The 18,808-nt window shown below is 56.5% G+C and carries 14 protein-coding genes and 1 pseudogene; 8 read left to right on the forward strand and 7 right to left on the reverse strand.

Annotated elements, in window-relative coordinates:
• Nucleotides 1-154: 154 nt before the first annotated feature.
• Nucleotides 155-1,447 (forward strand): FAD-binding oxidoreductase, encoded by a 1,293-nt coding sequence (locus MRBLPB4O_RS27065; RefSeq protein WP_341797119.1) that lies wholly within the window; start codon nucleotides 155-157, stop codon nucleotides 1,445-1,447.
• Nucleotides 1,448-1,489: 42 nt separating this feature from the next.
• On the opposite strand, the gene MRBLPB4O_RS27070 is transcribed toward MRBLPB4O_RS27065, so the two are convergent.
• A complete protein-coding gene (locus tag MRBLPB4O_RS27070) occupies nucleotides 1,490-1,720 on the reverse strand; it encodes a DUF1127 domain-containing protein (protein ID WP_016502218.1) in 231 nt (76 codons plus the stop codon).
• Between the two features lie 178 nt (nucleotides 1,721-1,898).
• Here MRBLPB4O_RS27070 and MRBLPB4O_RS27075 point away from each other — a divergent pair, with 178 nt between their 5' ends.
• The gene (locus tag MRBLPB4O_RS27075) at nucleotides 1,899-3,329 is read left to right on the forward strand and encodes a PLP-dependent aminotransferase family protein (RefSeq protein ID WP_174370591.1); all 1,431 of its coding nucleotides are present in this window, start codon (nucleotides 1,899-1,901) and stop codon (nucleotides 3,327-3,329) included.
• 59 nt (nucleotides 3,330-3,388) lie between these two features.
• On the forward strand, nucleotides 3,389-4,939 hold the full coding sequence (locus MRBLPB4O_RS27080; RefSeq protein WP_341797120.1) for a phospholipase D family protein: 1,551 nt from the start codon (nucleotides 3,389-3,391) through the stop codon (nucleotides 4,937-4,939).
• A gap of 37 nt (nucleotides 4,940-4,976) precedes the next feature.
• On the opposite strand, the gene MRBLPB4O_RS27085 is transcribed toward MRBLPB4O_RS27080, so the two are convergent.
• Entirely contained in the window at nucleotides 4,977-6,116 is a 1,140-nt protein-coding gene (locus MRBLPB4O_RS27085; RefSeq protein ID WP_016502221.1) for an MFS transporter, read from the reverse strand.
• 202 nt (nucleotides 6,117-6,318) lie between these two features.
• On the reverse strand, nucleotides 6,319-7,812 hold the full coding sequence (locus tag MRBLPB4O_RS27090; RefSeq protein WP_049275895.1) for an aldehyde dehydrogenase: 1,494 nt from the start codon (nucleotides 7,810-7,812) through the stop codon (nucleotides 6,319-6,321).
• Nucleotides 7,813-8,008: 196 nt separating this feature from the next.
• Between MRBLPB4O_RS27090 and MRBLPB4O_RS27095 the strand changes: the two genes are divergently transcribed.
• The gene (locus MRBLPB4O_RS27095) at nucleotides 8,009-8,368 is read left to right on the forward strand and encodes a cupin domain-containing protein (RefSeq protein ID WP_341797121.1); all 360 of its coding nucleotides are present in this window, start codon (nucleotides 8,009-8,011) and stop codon (nucleotides 8,366-8,368) included.
• Between the two features lie 77 nt (nucleotides 8,369-8,445).
• Here the strand turns inward: MRBLPB4O_RS27095 and rpmG are convergent, their stop codons facing one another.
• Both rpmG and rpmB read right to left on the reverse strand, forming a co-directional pair.
• Complete coding sequence (rpmG, locus tag MRBLPB4O_RS27100; RefSeq protein WP_003253507.1) at nucleotides 8,446-8,601, reverse strand: 50S ribosomal protein L33; 156 nt, start codon at nucleotides 8,599-8,601, stop codon at nucleotides 8,446-8,448.
• Nucleotides 8,602-8,612: 11 nt separating this feature from the next.
• Nucleotides 8,613-8,849 carry a 50S ribosomal protein L28 gene (gene rpmB / locus MRBLPB4O_RS27105; RefSeq protein ID WP_003253504.1) on the reverse strand — a complete coding sequence of 79 codons (237 nt, stop codon included), beginning with the start codon at nucleotides 8,847-8,849 and terminating at the stop codon, nucleotides 8,613-8,615.
• 361 nt (nucleotides 8,850-9,210) lie between these two features.
• On the opposite strand from rpmB, the gene MRBLPB4O_RS27110 reads away from it, so the two are divergent.
• Nucleotides 9,211-10,818 (forward strand): ABC transporter substrate-binding protein, encoded by a 1,608-nt coding sequence (locus MRBLPB4O_RS27110; protein WP_341797122.1) that lies wholly within the window; start codon nucleotides 9,211-9,213, stop codon nucleotides 10,816-10,818.
• Between the two features lie 61 nt (nucleotides 10,819-10,879).
• Here MRBLPB4O_RS27110 and MRBLPB4O_RS27115 read toward each other — a convergent pair.
• Nucleotides 10,880-11,047: pseudogene (locus MRBLPB4O_RS27115) on the reverse strand (JAB domain-containing protein); the annotation flags it as partial.
• Nucleotides 11,048-11,089: 42 nt separating this feature from the next.
• Between MRBLPB4O_RS27115 and MRBLPB4O_RS27120 the strand changes: the two are divergent.
• Genes MRBLPB4O_RS27120 through MRBLPB4O_RS27130 form a run of 3 tightly spaced genes read left to right on the forward strand, consistent with a single transcriptional unit; the run spans nucleotide 11,090 to nucleotide 16,270 of the window.
• Complete coding sequence (locus MRBLPB4O_RS27120; RefSeq protein ID WP_341797123.1) at nucleotides 11,090-12,283, forward strand: site-specific integrase; 1,194 nt, start codon at nucleotides 11,090-11,092, stop codon at nucleotides 12,281-12,283.
• A complete protein-coding gene (locus MRBLPB4O_RS27125; protein WP_341797124.1) occupies nucleotides 12,283-13,914 on the forward strand; it encodes a site-specific integrase in 1,632 nt (543 codons plus the stop codon). The genes MRBLPB4O_RS27120 and MRBLPB4O_RS27125 overlap by 1 nt, the downstream gene beginning before the upstream one ends.
• Complete coding sequence (locus MRBLPB4O_RS27130; RefSeq protein WP_341797125.1) at nucleotides 13,901-16,270, forward strand: hypothetical protein; 2,370 nt, start codon at nucleotides 13,901-13,903, stop codon at nucleotides 16,268-16,270. The genes MRBLPB4O_RS27125 and MRBLPB4O_RS27130 overlap by 14 nt, the downstream gene beginning before the upstream one ends.
• Nucleotides 16,271-17,019: 749 nt before the next feature.
• On the opposite strand, the gene MRBLPB4O_RS27135 is transcribed toward MRBLPB4O_RS27130, so the two are convergent.
• On the reverse strand, nucleotides 17,020-18,606 hold the full coding sequence (locus tag MRBLPB4O_RS27135) for a hypothetical protein (RefSeq protein WP_341797126.1): 1,587 nt from the start codon (nucleotides 18,604-18,606) through the stop codon (nucleotides 17,020-17,022).
• Nucleotides 18,607-18,808: the final 202 nt, after the last annotated feature.

The raw sequence follows: 18,808 nt of genomic DNA on the forward strand, positions 1-18,808 counted from the left end.
ATCGCCGGCAAGCCAGCTCCCACAAGTGCACCACTGGTCTCTGCCTTTGCACAGCTCCTGTGGGAGCTGGCTTGCCGGCGATGAGGCCGGTTGCCCACCCTAGAGCCCCGGCTTATCCTCCCCCACTAGCCCACCAGCACCCAGGAACGAACCAATGGTCCACAGCGCGCAGCATGCCGCCTCCTATTACGCCGCCAGCAGCGCGCCACACCCTGACTACGCCTTCCTGCAGGGCGAGCACAGCGCCGATGTATGCATCGTCGGCGGCGGCTACTCGGGCCTGAACACTGCCATCGAACTGGCCGAACGCGGCCTGTCGGTCATCCTGCTGGAAGCGCGCAAACTGGGCTGGGGCGCCAGCGGGCGCAATGGCGGGCAGTTGATCCGCGGCGTCGGCCACGGCCTGGAACAGTTTCTGCCGGTAATAGGCGAGGAAGGCGTGCGCAGCATGAAGCTGATGGGCCTGGAGGCCGTGCAGATCGTCCGCGAGCGGGTCGAGAAGCATGCCATCGCCTGCGACCTGACCTGGGGCTACTGCGACCTGGCCAACAAGCCGGCCGAGCTGCTGGGCTTTGCCGAAGACGCCGAAGAACTGCGCAGCCTGGGCTATGCGCACGAGCTGCGGCTGGTCGGCAAGGACGATATCCACAGCGTGGTCGGCGCCGACTGCTATGTGGGCGGGCTGATCGACATGGGCTCTGGCCACCTGCACCCGCTCAACCTGGCCTTGGGGGAAGCGGCCGTGGCCAGCCGCCTGGGTGTGAAGCTGTTCGAACAGTCCGAGGTTACCCGCATCGACTATGGCCCCGAAGTGCAGGTGCATACCGCCCAGGGCCGGGTACGCGCCAAGACCTTGGTGCTGTGCTGCAACGCCTACCTCAACGGCCTCAACCGCGAGCTGGGCGGCAAGGTGTTACCCGCCGGCAGCTACATCATCGCCACCGAGCCGCTGGGCGAAGAGCGCGCCCGCGCGTTGTTGCCGCAGAACATGGCGGTGTGTGACCAGCGCGTGGCGCTGGATTACTACCGCCTGTCCGCCGACCACCGCCTGCTGTTCGGCGGTGCCTGCCACTATTCAGGCCGCGACCCGAAAAACATCGCCGCCTACATGCGCCCGAAGATGCTCCAGGTGTTCCCGCAGCTGGCCGACGTGCGTATCGACTACCAGTGGGGCGGCATGATCGGCATTGGCGCCAACCGCCTGCCGCAGGTGGGCCGCCTGGCCAGCCAGCAGAACGTGTATTACGCCCAGGCCTACTCAGGCCATGGGCTCAACGCCACCCACCTGGCCGCGCGCCTGCTGGGCGAGGCCATCAGTGGCCAGGAAAGCGGGCGTTTCGATCTGTTCGCCAAAGTGCCGCATATCACCTTCCCCGGCGGCAAGCACCTGCGCTCGCCGCTGCTGGCGCTGGGCATGCTGTGGCACAGGCTTAAAGAGCTGATCTGAAAACTGACGAGGTCGGCGTCGGAGCGGCCTTGCGTCTCGTTGTTAGTCTTTCCAGAAGGGTTTACGCCCTTCGGTACGGGCCTGCTCCCAGCTCAGCCCGACATCGCGCAACTCGTCATCCGTCAGCTGCAGCAGCGCCCTACGGGTGTGCCAGCGATGCAGCATCAGCCCCCAACGCCCAAGCCCTTCCGGCGCGTTGAATACCTTGGCCTGCTGCCCGGCTTCCAGTTCCCTGGCCATCAGTTGCAAGCGCACATCGCTCATGCCGCCCATCACCGCACCCTCTCGTTCAGTTGATACCGTGGAGACAGGATGCGCGTCGGCACCATCGACAATACAGATCCAATACAGCCTTATTATTCCCATACAGAATTGGCCGTCGGCCGACTGAATGCTGTATTTTCAGCCCAACTGTACCGGTCGCTATGCCAATGCAGCGCAGGAGTATGCCGTGACCCTCTACCTGAACCTGGCCGAACTGCTCGGCGCCCGTATCGAGCAAGGCCTGTATCGCCCCGGCCAGCGCCTGCCATCGGTGCGCGCCCTGAGTGTGGAACACGGAGTAAGCCTGAGCACCGTGCAGCAGGCCTATCGCATGTTGGAAGACGGCGGCATGGTCTCGCCCAAGCCCAAATCCGGCTACTTCGTCAGCGACCACCGCCACCTGCCAGCCCTGCCCGCCGTAAGCCGCCCGGCCCAGCGCCCGGTGGATATCTCGCAGTGGGAACAAGTGCTGGAGCTGATACGCAGCACGCCGCGCCAGGATGTGGTCCAGCTCGGCCGTGGGATGCCCGACATCAACAGCCCTACCCTCAAGCCGCTGTTGCGTAGCCTGGCTCAGTTGAGCCGGCGCCAGGACATGCCTGGCCTGTACTACGACAACATCCACGGCAACCTGGCCCTGCGTGAGCAGGTGGCGCGGCTGATGCTCGACTCCGGTTGCCGCCTGAGCCCGGCCGACCTGGTCGTGACCACCGGTTGCCACGAGGCGCTGTCGTGCAGCATTCGTGCGGTCTGCGAGCCAGGCGACATCGTCGCGGTCGACTCGCCCAGCTTCCACGGTGCCATGCAAACCCTGAAGGGCCTGGGCATGAAGGCGCTGGAAATCCCCACAGACCCGGTGACCGGCATCAGCCTGGAGGCGTTGGAACTGGCGCTGGAACAGTGGCCGATCAAGCTCATCCAGATCACCCCCAGCTGCAACAACCCGCTCGGCTACATCATGCCCGAGGCCCGCAAGAAGGCCCTGCTGAGCCTGGCCCAGCGCTACGACGTGGCGATTCTGGAGGACGATGTGTACGGCGACCTGGCGTACACCTACCCGCGCCCGCGTACGCTCAAGTCGTTCGACGACGATGGCCGCGTGCTGTTCTGCAGCTCGTTTTCCAAGACCCTCGCCCCCGGCCTGCGGGTGGGCTGGGTGGCGCCCGGGCGCTACCTGGAGCGGGTGCTGCACATGAAGTACATCAGCACCGGCAGCAGCGCCAGCCAGCCGCAGCTGGCCATCGCCGACTTCATCGCCGGCGGCCACTACCAGCCCCACGTGCGGCGCATGCGCAGCCAGTACCAGCGTGGCCGAGACCTGATGAGCGAATGGGTAACCCGCTACTTCCCGCCGGGCACCCGCGTCAGCCGCCCCCAGGGTGGCTTCATGCTGTGGGTGGAACTACCCGAACATTTCGATACGCTGCGCCTGAACCGGGCTTTACTGGAGCAAGGTGTGCAAGTTGCGGTGGGCAGCATCTTCTCGGCTTCGGGCAAGTTTCGCCACTGCCTGCGCATGAACTTCGCCGCGCGGCCGACGCCGCAGATCGAGGCTGCCGTGCGCAAGGTAGGGGAAACCGCCCTTCGTCTACTGGATGAAGAAAGCGCCGACGCGTAACTTTGCGCCGCCCGCGACGGTCCAACCCCAAAGCCCTTGCTGCACAGGACGATCCACCCTTGAGACTCCAGCACGCCTTGCCTCTGCTGCTGGTGCTGCTCGGCCTTGCCGGCTGCGCCAGCGTCAGCTCGCCCCGCGAAACCAGCCAGGCGCTGCCCGCCAATGACTCCGCCTTCGGCCGCTCGGTACTGCGCCAGGCAGCACCCTACGGCGGCCGTTCGGGCTTTCGCCTGCTGCCCAACAGCAATGAAGCGTTCCGCGCCCGTGCCGAACTGATCCGCAACGCCCAAGCGAGCATCGACCTGCAGTACTACATCGTCCACGACGGCCTCAGCACCCGCGCCCTGGTGCATGAACTGCTGCGTGCCGCCGACCGTGGCGTGCGTGTGCGCATCCTGCTGGACGACACCACCAGCGACGGCCTGGACACCATCATGGGCACCCTCGATGCCCACCCCAACATCCAGATCCGCGTGTTCAACCCGCTGCACCTGGGCCGCAGCACAGGCGTAACGCGCGCCATGGGCCGGCTGTTCAACCTGTCGCGCCAGCACCGGCGCATGCACAACAAGCTGTTCCTGGTGGACAACAGCATGGCGATTGTCGGCGGGCGTAACCTGGGCGACGAGTATTTCGATGCCGAGCCCAACCTCAACTTCACCGACATCGACCTGCTGGGTATAGGCCCGGTGGCCGAGCAGCTGGGGCACAGTTTCGACCAATACTGGAACAGCGCCCTCAGCCGGCCGATCACCGACTTCCTCTGGCATGAGCCGGATGCCAACGACCTGCGTGCCAGCCGCCATCGCCTGGAAGTGTCCCTGGCCGAGGCGCGCACCCAGCGCAAAGCCCTGTACGACCGCTTGATGGCCTACCAGTCGCAACCGCGCCTCGATGTGTGGCGCAACGAGCTGATCTGGGCACACGCCCAAGCGCTATGGGATGCCCCAAGCAAGGTGTTGGCCGACGACGAGCCAGACCCGCAACTGCTGCTGAGCCAGCAACTGGCACCAGACCTGGCCAACGTGCACCGCGAGCTGATCCTGGCTTCGGCCTACTTTGTGCCGGGTGAACCGGGGCTGCTGTACCTGACCGGCCGCGCCGACGCCGGCGTTTCGGTGAAACTGCTGACCAACTCGCTGGAAGCCACCGACGTGCCGGCGGTGCATGGCGGCTATGCACCCTATCGCCGGGCCTTGCTTGAGCACGGGGTGGAGCTTTACGAGCTTCGCCGCCAGCCAGGCGATCCCAGCGCAGGGCGGTTGAGCTTCCGTGGCAGCTCCGATTCGAGCCTGCACACCAAGGCGATCGTTTTCGACCGGCGCAAGACTTTCATAGGCTCGTTCAACTTCGACCCACGTTCAGTGCTGTGGAACACCGAGGTCGGGGTGCTGGTAGACAGCCCGGAGCTGGCCGAATACACCCGCGAACTGGCCCAGCAGGGCATGGCGCCCGCGCTGAGCTATCAGGTGAAATTGATGGGTGACAAGCTGGTGTGGGCCACCGAGGACAATGGCCAGCGGCACGTACTGACGTCTGAACCGGGTGGGATGTGGCGGCGGTTCAATGCCTGGATCAGCAAGGCGGTTGGCTTGGAGAAGATGTTGTAGTTGCCATCTTTGGGGCTGCTTGCGGCCCCAAAATCCATCAGGCAGAAACCGGTTCAAACGCCCCACGCCGCTGGGTCAACACCACAAGCCCCGCAGCCCCGGCCGCCATCAGCCACAGCAGCGCATGCCCGCTGACCCACTGGCTCCCCGCCCCCGCCAGCAACGGCCCGAGCAGGCAACCAATACCCCACAGCTGCGCAACATGGGCGTTGGCCCGCACCAGCGCATCATCACGGTAGCGCTCGCCAATCAGCACCAGCGACAAGGTGAACAAGCCCCCTGCACTGGCCCCGAACAACACCCACAACGGCCAGATCGCCGGGGTATGCAGCAAGAGCGGAATCGCCAGGCTGGACACCAGCAACGTCACCGCGCAGCCGGTGAACAGGGTGCGGCGCGACATATGATCGGCCAACGCGCCGATGGGCAACTGCAGCACCGCATCCCCCACCACCACGGTACTGACCATGAACAGGGCGATCTCGGTGGTGAAGCCCTGCTGCAGGCAATACACCGGCAGCAAGGTAAGGATCATCGCCTCGAACGAAGCGAACAGGGCAATGGCCCAGGCGATCACCGGCAAACGCCGGCAGAAACGGAACAGGTCGCCGAAGGTAACGTTGCAGGCTTCCGTGCTGGGTGCACCGCCACGCCCCAACAGGATCAGCGGCGCGACCAGCAGCAGGCCCGTCGCGGCCCAGAAACCGAAGTCGTCATCGGAGCCGAGAAAGCCCAGCACCAACGGCCCGGCAAGCTGGCTCAAGGCGTAGCTGCTGCCGTACAACGCCACCAGGCGGCCACGCCATTGCTCGACCACCAGCTGGTTGATCCAGCTTTCGCCGAGGATGAACACCACGGTCAGGGACATGCCGATCATCAGCCGCAGCAGCAGCCACAGCGGGTAGCTTGGCAACAGGGCCAGCAGGCCGATCGACAGCGCCCCACCCCACAGGCACAGGCGCATCGCCGAGGGCACGCCAACCCAGCCTGCCAGGCGGCTGGCCAGGCTGGCACCGGCCAGTACGCCCAGCGCCGGCATCGCCGCCATCACACCGATGGCAAAGCTGCCGTAGCCCCAGGCCTCCAGGCGCAGGGACACCAGCGGCATGCTCACGCCAAGCGCCAGCCCGACACTGAGCACCGATGCCAGTACGGCGAAGTAGGTACCCCAACGCATTGCAGCCTCCCAGGCAGAATTCGTGAACAGCAAAAACGACGAAGCCGGGTCAGCGTGAGCCGACCCGGCTATTGTTGGGGCTGCTGTGCAGCCCATCGCCGGCAAGCCAGGCTCTCACAAGTACAACGGAGGCCTTGCGGGCTGCGAAGAACCTGTGGGAGCTGACTTGCCGGCGATTGGGCCGCAACGCGGCCCCTTGGAGTTACAGCTTGATCCAGGTCGCCTTCAGCTCGGTGTATTTCTCCAGCGCATGCAGCGACTTGTCACGGCCGTTGCCCGACTGCTTGAAGCCACCGAACGGTGCGGTCATGTCGCCGCCGTCGTACTGGTTGACCCAGACGCTGCCAGCGCGCACGGCACGGGCGGTCTTGTGGGCCTTGGAAATGTCCGACGTCCAGATGCCAGCGGCCAGGCCGTATGGCGTGTCGTTGGCAATGGCGATGGCCTCTTCGGCGGTGTCGAAGGCAATCACCGACAGCACCGGGCCGAAGATTTCTTCCTGGGCAATGCGCATGGCATTGGTCACGCCGTCGAAGATGGTCGGCTCGACGTAGGTGCCGCCAGTCTCTTCCAGGGTGCGCTTGCCGCCGGCCAGGAGCGTGGCGCCGTCCTTGTGGCCAGCCTCGATGTACGACAGCACGGTGTTCATCTGCTGGGTGTCAACCAGGGCACCGACCGTGGTCTGTGGGTCCAGCGGGTTGCCTGGCTTCCAGCCTTTCAGGGCCTCGACCACCATCGGCAAGAACTTGTCCTTGATCGAACGCTCGACCAGCAGGCGCGAGCCTGCGGTGCACACTTCGCCCTGGTTGAAGGCGATGGCGCTGGCAGCGGCTTCGGCAGCAGCTTGCAGGTCCGGCGCGTCGGCGAAGACGATGTTCGGGCTCTTGCCACCGGCTTCCAGCCAGATGCGCTTCATGTTCGATTCGCCTGCGTACACCATCAGCTGCTTGGCGATCTTGGTCGAACCTGTGAACACCAGGGTGTCGACGTCCATGTGCAGGGCCAGGGCCTTGCCTACGGTGTGGCCATAGCCTGGCAGCACGTTCAGCACGCCAGCCGGGATACCGGCTTCGATCGCCAGCTGGGCAATGCGAATGGCGGTCAGCGGCGATTTTTCGGACGGTTTGAGCACGACCGAGTTACCGGTGGCCAATGCAGGGCCGAGCTTCCAGCAGGCCATCAGCAGCGGGAAGTTCCACGGTACGATGGCACCGACCACACCTACCGGCTCGCGGGTAACCAGGCCAAGCTGGTCATGCGGGGTCGGGGCGACTTCGTCGTAGACCTTGTCGATGGCTTCGGCAGTCCAGTGAATGGCTTGAGCCGCACCCGGGATGTCGATGCTGGAGGAGTCGCCAATCGGCTTGCCCATGTCCAGGGTTTCCAGCAGCGCCAGCTCTTCAACGTTCTTGCGCAGCAGGTCGGCGAAGCGGATCAGCTTGGCCTTGCGCTTGGCCGGGGCCAGTTGCGACCACACACCGGCGTTGAAGGTGGCGCGGGCGTTTTCCACAGCGCGGTTGGCATCGGCCAGGTCGCAGCTGGCAACCTTGGCCAGGAAGCGTCCGTCGACCGGGCTCAGGCACTCGAAGGTTTCACCGGATGCGGCATCGGTGTATTCGCCGTTGATGAAGGCGCGGCCTTCGATCTTCAGTTGCTGGGCACGTTGTTCCCAGTCCGCACGGGTCAGGGTAGTCATACGAAACTCCTCCTCTTGTTTAGGTGCAACGCCGCACTGAGGACTCACAGGCGTTGTCAGAATTCTGGCCGGGCGACGAGCGCACACTGGCAAGCGATACCCTAAACCAGCCGGTGTAAACTATCAATATATTTGACACGAAAGGCTCAAAAGCCTACTGATGTTCATTTTATTAAACAACAACAGGAGCCGCACCATGAGAATCGACAGCATCATCGACTTCGCGCAGGTCATCACCGAGGCCGAACGCTACCGCCCGGCGGCGGAGAAAATCCTCAAGGGCGAGCCAGACCAGGCGGTCTACAACCACTACTCCAGCCCTTGCGGGCAGTTTGCCGCAGGCGTGTGGGAAGGCGAGGTGGGGCAGTGGACGGTGAACTACTCCGAGCATGAGTATTGCGAAATCGTCCAGGGCGTTTCGGTGCTGCGCGACCAGGATGGCGGGGCCAAGACCCTGCGTGCCGGTGATCGGTTTGTCATCCCTGCCGGGTTCACGGGCACTTGGGAAGTGCTGGAGCCTTGCCGCAAGATCTATGTCATGTTCGAGCAGAAGTAAGGCCCGCGAAGACGCCCTGACAGACATAAAAAAACCCGCGTCCTTTCGGAAGCGGGTTTTTTCAGGTTGCCGATCAATTACTTGATCTTGGCTTCCTTGTACACCACGTGCTTGCGAACAACCGGATCATATTTCTTGATCTCGATTTTGTCCGGGGTGGTGCGCTTGTTCTTGTCGGTGGTGTAGAAGTGGCCGGTACCGGCACTCGAAACCAGACGGATCAATTCACGCATGATGTTCTCCCTTAAACCTTGGCGCCAGCTTTACGGATGTCAACCAGAACGGCGTCGATGCCGCGCTTGTCGATGATACGCATGCCCTTGGCGGAAACGCGCAGACGCACGAAACGCTTCTCGGATTCAACCCAGAAACGGTGGTGCTGCAGGTTCGGCAGGAAACGACGACGGGTTTTGTTGTTTGCGTGGGAAATGTTGTTCCCGGTTACTGGACCCTTACCAGTAACTTGACAGACTCTCGACATGACTCAGCCCTCTAAAACCACATGCCCAACCCGGCATGGGTTGGCCGCTTAATCTCTCAGTCTTTGGCGCCTGGGCGCCGTGATTCTGGAGGTCTTATCGACCGGATCCGCTTATGCGACAGGCCGAGCCCCTAGAAAAGAGCGCTGCTTTATACCAGAAAGACTTGCCTGCAACAACAGTAGATACACATTGCCGCAAGCCAGAACGCGCCGGGCCAGCATAGCGGCAGGCCCCGTCAGCCGTCGACCGCTCGTCGCCAGATTTGTAAAAAAGGGTGTGGTCATTTACCGACGGGCGCACTAGGGTAGGCCTTTTCCAGACTGCACTGGCAGATGGGCCACCGACAGCCAAGGAGCCACCATGCGTGCTGCCGCCCTTTCCTTATTGTTCAACTCACTGTTCGCCGCCGGCGCCCTGTTCGCTGCCGGCGTAGCCCAGGCCGCGCCGCTGAGCGTTTGCAGCGAAGCCAGCCCCGAAGGCTTCGACGTGGTGCAGTACAACTCGCTGACCACCACCAACGCCACAGCTGACGTGCTGATGAACCGCCTGGTGGAGTTCGACGCGGCGCAAGGCAAGGTGGTGCCGAGCCTGGCAGCCAGCTGGACAGTGTCGGCCGACGGCCTGGTGTATGATTTCACCCTGCGCGATGGCGTGAAATTCCACACCACCCCCTACTTCAAGCCAGGCCGTGAGCTGAACGCCGACGACGTGCTGTTCAGCTTCCAGCGCATGCTCTACCCCGCCCATGCCTGGCACAAGACCGCACCGGGTGGCTACCCGCATGCCCAGTCGCTGCAACTGGGCAGCCTGATCAAGGCAATCGAGGCGCCGGCGCCAAACACCGTGCGCTTTACCCTCAGCCACCCGGACGCCACATTCCTGGCCACGCTGAGCATGGGCTTCGCCTCGATCTACTCCGCCGAATATGCCGATAAGCTGCTGAAGGCCGGCACGCCCGAGAAGCTCAACAACCAGCCGATCGGCACCGGGCCGTTCGTCTTCCAGCGCTTCCAGAAAGACGCCGTGGTGCGCTATCGCGCCAACCCTGACTACTTTGCCGGCAAGCCGGCGGTCGACCCGCTGATCTTCGCCATTACCACCGATGCCAACGTGCGCCTGCAGAAGCTCAAGCGTGGCGAGTGCCAGGTGGCCCTGTCGCCCAAGCCGCTGGACATTGCCGAAGCAGGCAAGGACGGCAACCTCAAGGTGGCCACGACCCCGGCATTCATGACTGCCTTCGTCGCCATCAACAGCCAGCACCCGCCGCTGGACAAACCGGAAGTGCGCCAGGCCATCAACCTGGCGTTCGACAAGCAGGCCTACCTCAAGGCCGTGTTCGAAGGCTCCGCAGTGGCCGCCAACGGCCCCTACCCGCCCAGCACCTGGAGCTATGCCAAGGACCTGCCCGGCTACCCGCTGGACCTGAAGAAAGCCAAGGTCCTGCTGACCAAGGCCGGCCTGGGCGATGGCTTCAGCACCACCATCTGGACCCGCCCGTCGGGCAGCCTGCTCAACCCCAACCCCAGCCTTGGCGCGCAGATGCTGCAGGCCGACCTGGCCAAGATCGGCGTCAAGGCCGAGATCCGCGTAATCGAATGGGGCGAGTTGATCCGCCGCGCCAAGGCCGGCGAGCACGACCTGCTGTTCATGGGCTGGGCGGGCGACAACGGCGACCCGGACAACTTCCTCAGCCCGCAGTTTTCATGCGCTGCGGTCGAGTCGGGGACCAACTTTGCCCGCTTCTGCGACAACCGCCTGGACCAGCTGATCAGCGCCGGGCGCACCACCAACGACCAGAGTGTGCGTAGCCGGCTGTACCAGCAGGCGCAGACGTTGATCCAGCAACAGGCGCTGTGGGTACCGCTGGCGCACCCGAAGGCGGCGACGCTGCTGCGCCAAGGTGTGGAGGGGTACCAGGTGAGCCCCTTCGGGCGGCTGGATTTCAGCAAGGTGTCGGTGACCAAGTAACCCTGTGCTGGCCCCTTTGCGGGCTTGCCCGCGAAAAGGCCAGCACAGGCAGTACCAAGGCCTAAGCCACAATCCACCCATGCTCGACCATCGACAACGGCTCCCCGTCGCCGATGATGATGTGGTCCAGCACCCGCACGTCGATCAACGCCAACCCCCGCTTCAGCGACAAGGTCAGATGCACATCGTCCTGACTCGGCTCGTTGTGGCCTGAAGGATGGTTGTGGCACTTATGTAACATGTGACCCATAACGTTGCATGAGCCATTTGTATGTACCACAGCCATCCTCCCTCCTACGAAATACGTCGCTTTGTTCGCGACAATGAAATTTGCCCTTACCTCTTGCGAGATGGGGTCCCGCTGATACTCCCCAGCCTCTGGGTGGAGGAACTAAGGATTGCGGCGCGGCCTAATACTCTAGAAAGCTATCTGAGAGACCTGTCAATAATTTACAAGTGGGCGGAATCTGAATCTGTCGATATCGAAGAGCGCCTATCAAGCTTCCGAGGTTTCTCCTCGCCCGAACTAACTTCTATCGCTCGAAAACTATGTACAACCAAGCGAGGCCCGGCCAGTCGCTCAACGTGCCTACGCCGACTGGAAGCTATAAAAGACTATATCAAATTCAGTTACGATTACAATATCGAAAACTCAAAACTATCGCTCTTAGAGCAAGCGCAGGCAGAAAAAAATCGCGAAAGCCAAATAGCAAAACTAACAAAAAGAATTTCACGCCACTCAAATCTATCCCCAGAGCCTGGCTTCTCTACTGATCTTACCAGGTCAGAGTTAGATACCATTCTGGCCGCAATAAGCCCGGATTCTCCTTGCAACTGCTTCAAGGAAGAAAGAATAAAAGTTAGAAATTTTACTCTCATTGCTCTTGCCCTAGAGACATTTGCCCGACGCAGCGAAATTGTTTTGCTCGAAACGACAGATCTAGATCTGGGCTTCGAACCTACTGTAACGATAAAAAAGCCCACACTGATAAACCAACTTAAAAGAAGAGACGGCGCTAGCATGAAAACAAAAGGCCGCGTGATTCCTATTTCGCCTGAGCTTGCGAGTATCCTAAGGTTCTACATCGATCACGTGAGAGATGAATTTCTGATCCCCAAGCGGCCGGCGACGGCACTATTTTTGAGCGCTCGCGATGGTAGACGCATGGCAGCTATGACGTTCAACCATATCTTGAAAAAAGTATCTCAGATTCCAGAAATCAAACAGCTAGGCGTGAGAATTCATCCACATGGCCTTAGATCAACAGGAGCAACTGATATTAGGCGAAAAATCGATGCCAATGGTTTGGCTACCGGCATTGTGATGGAGGAGGTGTTGAGCTACTTGGGCGGATGGGTCACCGGTAGCCCGATGGTACGGCGCTATACGAAGGCCGCACTTTCAGAGAAGTTAGGAGAAATGGTCAGAGGGAAGAGAACAGCTATGAATAGGGCACCTTCATAATGAGCCAATTGACACTAAATCCAATCAAATTAGTCGAGCAAGTTGGGATAGAGCACGGATTCGAACCCGAGGCATACCCGAACACTCTTATAACGGTTTATGGTCAAATCGTAGATCTTGTCGACAGCGCCGGAGACTGGGTCAAAAATCTGCATTTCGAACATTTAGGTTACGTCTCGCGCAGAATTAAATGGAGTGAGCGATTCCATCACAACGATTACGTTGAGTGGATTATTCGTGGATGGGCGATTGATAATTTAGAGCGAAATCTAAATGTTAATGCCATTACTTCGGTAAGGGCAAAAATTGCTGAGCTTGAGGTCTACGGCTCTACCAGCAATGAGATCGCTGAAGCACTTTTCCAATGGTGTGAAAAATTAGTGCACGAAGGGGCTGTGACTACCGATTACGTTCCGGCGGCGGCTGCAAGATCCCTGTACGAATGGGGGATTGAAGAGGATCTAGTTGGTTTCAGCGAGCATAGGTTATTTTCATTGACTCAGGTTCGTAGAGCACGTCAAAGCACTGGCGCATTAGTCACCATGCAAGATGAAGACTTCGGTCCTTTCACTAGGACCGAGCTATCTTTCATAGAAGAGGCCATGCAAAATTTTGTTCAGGTCACATCAGCCGAAAGAGCCGCTTATTACCTGGCTAGGGACTGGGGGCTTCGCCCAATTCAAATGGCGCTGCTACAGATTGCAGACTTCGGAACAGACGAACTCGGACCATTTGTTCTTGTGCCATGCGTAAAAGGAACTAAGCGGTCGGTTCTCAGGCGCGCCAAAAGCAATTTTGTCAGACGATATATCGCCGACGACACTGCGGAAGCAATACAGTGCCACATCCCGGCCGCTGAAGCGGCTGCGGCCAATATGCGCTCTAAAATCAGCATTTATGTAGGACAAAAAAAATCAGCAAAACTAGGCACACCTTTGTTTCCTGCGAAAGGACGCAGTGAGCTAAGATTACAACGATACTGTGAGAATGAGAAACTACTGCCTTATGCATTACATTCCGACTCACATACAATATCCAAAATGATGAGAGATCTAACTTGGAAACTACGTATACCAAGGGGGAAAGACCGTTCAAGGGAGATGGACTCATACTACTTGAACATATCCGCTTATAGATTCCGGCGCACCAAAGGAACTACTCTGGTACTCGCTGGAGCCACACCCGAAGAGGTTGCTGAAGCGCTGGACCACGTAAGCGTCGACTCGATAAAATACTACTTCCGATACAACTTAGAGCTTCATGACTTTATAAATCGAGTCCACTCCGACAGCCCCGATATCGTTAGAGCGGTTGAAGCATGGCAAGGACGTCTAAATCACGTCGACGAGCACTTGTCTAGTGAAATCAAGATAGGCAGCCTAGGCCTCTGTACACGGGGATCTGCTTGCCCCTTTCACCCCACGGTGAGCTGCTATTCTTGCAGAAGTTTCAGGCCCGACAAAAACGCGAACCACAGACAAGCATTAGTTGACATTCAAGATTTTCAATCGTTGATGGCAAATACCTCAACTGGCCCAATCAGCCAGCAACTGGAGGTAGCCATACACGGTGCTAAATCGTTAATAATGGCTATTGAATATGAAGCTAGGGGGACAAATGCAGCCTCTTGAGATTCTCAATCACTTGTCCACTGACGCCGAAGAAATTTTCACACAACTTTGCGCCGAAGGTGTAGTTTCAGGGTCATTCAGGGATGTTTCTTGGGGATATAAAGGGCATAGATTGCTTTTTTCAGAGATTGGATCGGGTAACACGACGAAAAAATCAAAATCGAATCTGAGCGAAGTAGCTGAAAAGATAGCCCGCTGTTATACCGTCAGAAACATTCTAGATAAAAGTTCACCTAGCTTAGTCATCTGCCGCCTTAATAGCTTTAGGTGGCTAGCACTTACAGTTGCAAACAACGATGACCTATGGTTGAATTTTTCGCGAGCCACCTTAAATTCAACCATACTAAAAATCAAATCTGTAAGCACAATTGCGACCGCATACCATCGGGCGTGCAGTCTTACAAATTTTGTGAAATATTTAAACAGCCTGACATATTCCGTCAACGGTCGAGACTACCGCTTCATCGAAAAAATAATACATTGGAAGCATGGTATTGAAAACCCAATACGCTCAACGCTCGACATAACCTCTAGCGAACACAAGTTAAAGAGAGAAGCGCTTTTCGAGGAGAATATTCATCTGGCGATTTCTCAAGCCCGTTCGTTGCTAAAAGCAAATCCGATGCTAGAACCCGCTACTGGATACGATCGCATTCGCCTGGAGTCACTATGCTTCGCAATGGCTTTAGGATTGCGTGTCGGTGAGGTATGTAGCCTACCAAAGCGAGCCGTTAAGAAAGATGATAATACCGGCCTGCATTATTCTTTAATTGCAACGGAAAAGGGAGCACTACCCTCCGCCACTGCACTGGCGGACATCTGGGTAGAACCCATCACCGAAGCCTTTACTTACTTGCTGGATGCGTGCGAAGGCGCTAGATCGAGAGCCAAGGAGATCGAGGCTTCAGGATTTTCCTTCGTAGAAAGGATGTTGAAAGAGTATCGTAATAAAAATCCTTTGACGCTCAACAGAATCGCGCAACTCTATGCAGCTGATCTTCCTCATGCCGAACACTTTTTTATTGATGAGTTGGTCGCTACATTCTCTGTATCTACCAAAGAGTTCACACAAGGGGGTAGACGAAATAGCTGTGCAGTCCCGCTCCCGCGGGAAGGTGCTGCAAAGCTCGTCACGTGGCTGGACGAACGATTCAAAAACTGGGACTGGGCTGATTATTCTAAATATTATGGTGGTTACAAGCTGTTGTGGGGGGACATATCAAAGCATACCGGTGCGTCAGCTTCATCTTTGAAAAAATCCGACTGGTTTATCGCCGACCTGAGAAAATTGCTTGAGGAGATGACGGACGAAGGTGTCTTTGACCCAGCGCACGTGGTCATAGACCGATCGAAGTGGTGCCGCCATTGGTCTAATGTAAAGCGATCCGCTCTAAGCAATACCGGTGGTAAAGCGTGTGTAGCGATAAATCTTGGCAAACTAATAGAGCAACTTAAGCACCGTTATGCTGGGTTTCTATCTGCTCACTTCAATGAGGAGTTTGATAGTGAGGGAAACAAATCAGCCGACGGTTACCAAGGTAACAACGTTCGCGTTGGCATGGAAAAAAAGCTCAGCGAACATCTCATTGTCGTCTGGGAGAACCATTTCTCTGGCGGTGCTGAAGTGGGAATCATACCTCGACCAATTCTGCGCTCTGATTATTACAATTATTTATGCGACAAAGGCCAGAAAATTACCGCATTTAAACGCCTTGGCATATTAGATGAGCGAGGGACAGCCTACTCTTTCAGTCCGCACGCTATTAGAAGGTGGGTCACTACAGCTATTTTGCGTTCAGGGCCCTCGGAAGCTGCAGTAGACTTATGGATGGGACGCGCGCCCAGACAGACAAGGCATTACGATTATCGAACAGCCAAAGAACGAGCAGAGTACGCGAGGAGCAAATATATGCGCCTCAATGACTTGCCAAATGATTTCCTGGGAAGATCAATTGTCAGGTGGCGAGAAAACGATATGGAGGAAAATCAGATAGAGTTTCTCATATCTGAAAAGCTTAGAGCACTTCACTACACACCATGGGGTACTTGCTCACGTGAACTATATATATCGCCATGCGACAAAGGGCTAATGTGCGTCCGAGGCTATAGCACTTCAGGCGCTTGCGCTTCGTTCCAAGTAGATCTTGAGGATAAAGAAGCAAAGCGTGCCATCAGCAAACTTCGCGATAAATACTCATTAATGCTCACCTCCCTCGACACCAATTACAAATGCATTTCAAATAATATTCTAACCGAACTCAATAGCGCTGAACCTCTGGATCAGCATATTGCTTTTGCAGCTGACATAGTTAAAAGCTGCGATACTATACTTGCTGAATACGGTGAGGGTGTTTAATATGGGGGCAATAAAAGATTGGCAAAAAAAAGCGCACATAATATTAGACGAACACATCCTCAACAAAACACTAAAACGCATAACTCAAGCGTCACTCGCAAAAGAAATTGGGATATCCCGTCAAACTCTTTGGCGTGATAAGTCCGTAATGGATAAGTTCGAAAGATATCGGATTTCGTCACGATCAGCTCCGCAGAGGAAAACCACGGAGTTACGAATCGCAGAACTTGAAGCTACCATTGCGAAACTAAAAAATGAAAACGGGATTTTAATTCTTAACTTTATCCTTGCATGCAACAAACTCAGAGAAAACAACCATGATCCGCGATTATATTTCACCGAAATTGCAGCTGACATTCAAAGGTGCTTCCCTTCCTTCGCTCCCGACCAACTATATGATCAGTACCAGGTAACTTAAACAAAAATTTTGCGATGCTTTCTGAGCCATCTAATAAGTGCTTAACAACCAAAAATGTGAGCGGTCGCGGTTCCGGGTGCGGCTCCTCACGGTATATAACGAGTTTCAACATAGCTACGCCCCCTGTTTCCGAGGAAGTCCCAGAGTCAACGCGGGTCATTAACCCGAAAAAAGATACTCTACCACTGTTTACAACCGAATTTTCAGAGCCTAAATTAGATTGTAAGGCACAAGCGGATCAGAGCCTACCTAGCAATTCCCAGCGTCATTGTGTGAATGTACGTGTATCACAGAAAAGCCCGCGCATGCGGGCTCCTTTATTAACGCATGCTCAGGTGAATAACGGGGGGGCCTCACCCCGATCGGAAATTGGCCCCAGAAAGTTTTCTGTATAATCCAAAACGAGCGCAGAGCTTTCATATGACTGAGCGGCTCGCTCAATCTCCTCACGAATATCACCTTCCCGTAAATCCGAGATCTTACAACAAACTTTATAGATTGGCTTGCGCCACGCCACCTTAATTTTGTACTCGTTTACTCCGATTTCAGATAAAGCCCCGCCAACCGCAAACATATTTATAAAGCAAAGATCGCCCAACACTAACGGGATTGGAATAATGCAATCGACGTTTTTATGATTAAGCCCTCTCACAGTAAACTTGCACGTGGCGTCAATTTCATCGTCATCCGCCTCAATAAAATGAAGATAATCGCGCACTTTTCTTTCGTTTGAGCTTACATCGCCTACAGATAGCATCAGGTCATCATAGTGATCAAAATGCTCTTGGATTTTTTGTATAGTTGTAATGACTTTAATTGCCCTATCAAAATCACCGTGCCATCCTTCCCCGCCTAGAAAAGCTTTTAGGTCTCGGCCATCTATAGTCAAAACCATATCTACTTGCTGCGGTTTGTTTAACATGCCAAGTAGCTTATAAAACTTTAGTAATTCGCGGATTTCGGAAATCTGACTATCAGATTTGTGAAACCAAAACCTGAAAGACTTTAAGTCGAAGCCGATGTCCATAGTAAACCTATCGGCACGCAACCTTATTCGACGTAACTTTTCAGGCACCCAGTCGCCAAGCGCCCCCCGGAATACATCTACCTCCCATTCGCTTCGAGCACCGGTCTTTGTATTTCTGAAAAGTACTCTCCCTCGTTCGTCTTGGCTTATTGCCGTCACGGACATGAGAGCGGTTGCACCATTCATCTCAGGTATTTCTTCTGAGATGCCAAATCTTGTTGCGAAGCCTTTAACATCGTTTACCTTGATTCTGTCTTTTCCACCAATCGACATCTCAACGAAACGCTCAATGTCTTGCTCATTGAGGCTGAAGTTCATTTTTAACTTATCTGCGCCATATCCGACCGTTCGTAAAAATTCTTGCTTGCTCCTGATATAGTCGCCTTGCGAACGGCCAATACAGCTAACTATGGCTGCCTTTAGCCCTTCTCCATCCAAAGGCAACACCTCAATAGCGTCTTTAAGGCCAATAGCCATGGATTTCTTGTTGAGTTTTACTTTTTTATTTTTAGTGGTTTCCGCGCGAACCCTGGCAAGGATTTTTCCACAATTCTCATTATCGAGATGCAACAGTTTCGCTGATTTGGGAGCGCCGCCGCCATCGTAATCAATCATTAAATAGAACGACGGCAGACTTGTAGTAGCCATAGCATGCAAGTTGGAAAGTTCTATCGACAGATTTTTAACACCATTATCAGTGGTCTTTATTTGCACCTTGCCTTCAAACCCTGACTCGTGCAGATCCGCAGCGCTAGAAAGGTCGAATCCGCTTGACATCTCGAAGAAGAAGTCCCAGCCGTGCCGATCGATACTCGCTTTGTTGAGGGTAATTCCCGCCAGGGAGCACCATTCAACGACCCTAGCTTCCCCTGCATTCCCGATGTCCCTCATGCCATCCCCTCACTACTAAGTATCCATGGCTGCAGCATATCCAAAATCCTGTTCAGGGAAAAAATTGTGCGGATAACTCACTTACCCCTCTGCCGCGACGTGCTTTGCGTAGCGAATGGTGCGAAAGCCAGTCATGGCGCTGCGCAAAGAAGCGAATGTCTATCCATCCGTACAGTCGGTCGGCCCACAATGTGTCCACGCC

Source organism: Pseudomonas sp. LPB4.O (assembly GCF_038383825.1).
Lineage (GTDB): Bacteria > Pseudomonadota > Gammaproteobacteria > Pseudomonadales > Pseudomonadaceae > Aquipseudomonas > Aquipseudomonas putida.

Bases quoted from the DNA above. Each gene is read 5' to 3' on its own strand.
- MRBLPB4O_RS27065 (WP_341797119.1), top strand. From the start codon at position 155: ATGGTCCACAGCGCGCAGCATGCCGCCTCCTATTACGCCGCCAGCAGC.
- MRBLPB4O_RS27070 (WP_016502218.1), bottom strand. From the start codon at position 1,720: ATGGGCGGCATGAGCGATGTGCGCTTGCAACTGATGGCCAGGGAACTG.
- MRBLPB4O_RS27085 (WP_016502221.1), bottom strand. From the start codon at position 6,116: ATGCGTTGGGGTACCTACTTCGCCGTACTGGCATCGGTGCTCAGTGTC.
- MRBLPB4O_RS27090 (WP_049275895.1), bottom strand. From the start codon at position 7,812: ATGACTACCCTGACCCGTGCGGACTGGGAACAACGTGCCCAGCAACTG.
- MRBLPB4O_RS27095 (WP_341797121.1), top strand. From the start codon at position 8,009: ATGAGAATCGACAGCATCATCGACTTCGCGCAGGTCATCACCGAGGCC.
- rpmG (WP_003253507.1), bottom strand. From the start codon at position 8,601: ATGCGTGAATTGATCCGTCTGGTTTCGAGTGCCGGTACCGGCCACTTC.
- rpmB (WP_003253504.1), bottom strand. From the start codon at position 8,849: ATGTCGAGAGTCTGTCAAGTTACTGGTAAGGGTCCAGTAACCGGGAAC.
- MRBLPB4O_RS27110 (WP_341797122.1), top strand. From the start codon at position 9,211: ATGCGTGCTGCCGCCCTTTCCTTATTGTTCAACTCACTGTTCGCCGCC.
- MRBLPB4O_RS27120 (WP_341797123.1), top strand. From the start codon at position 11,090: ATGTACCACAGCCATCCTCCCTCCTACGAAATACGTCGCTTTGTTCGC.
- MRBLPB4O_RS27125 (WP_341797124.1), top strand. From the start codon at position 12,283: ATGAGCCAATTGACACTAAATCCAATCAAATTAGTCGAGCAAGTTGGG.
- MRBLPB4O_RS27130 (WP_341797125.1), top strand. From the start codon at position 13,901: ATGCAGCCTCTTGAGATTCTCAATCACTTGTCCACTGACGCCGAAGAA.
- MRBLPB4O_RS27135 (WP_341797126.1), bottom strand. From the start codon at position 18,606: ATGAGGGACATCGGGAATGCAGGGGAAGCTAGGGTCGTTGAATGGTGC.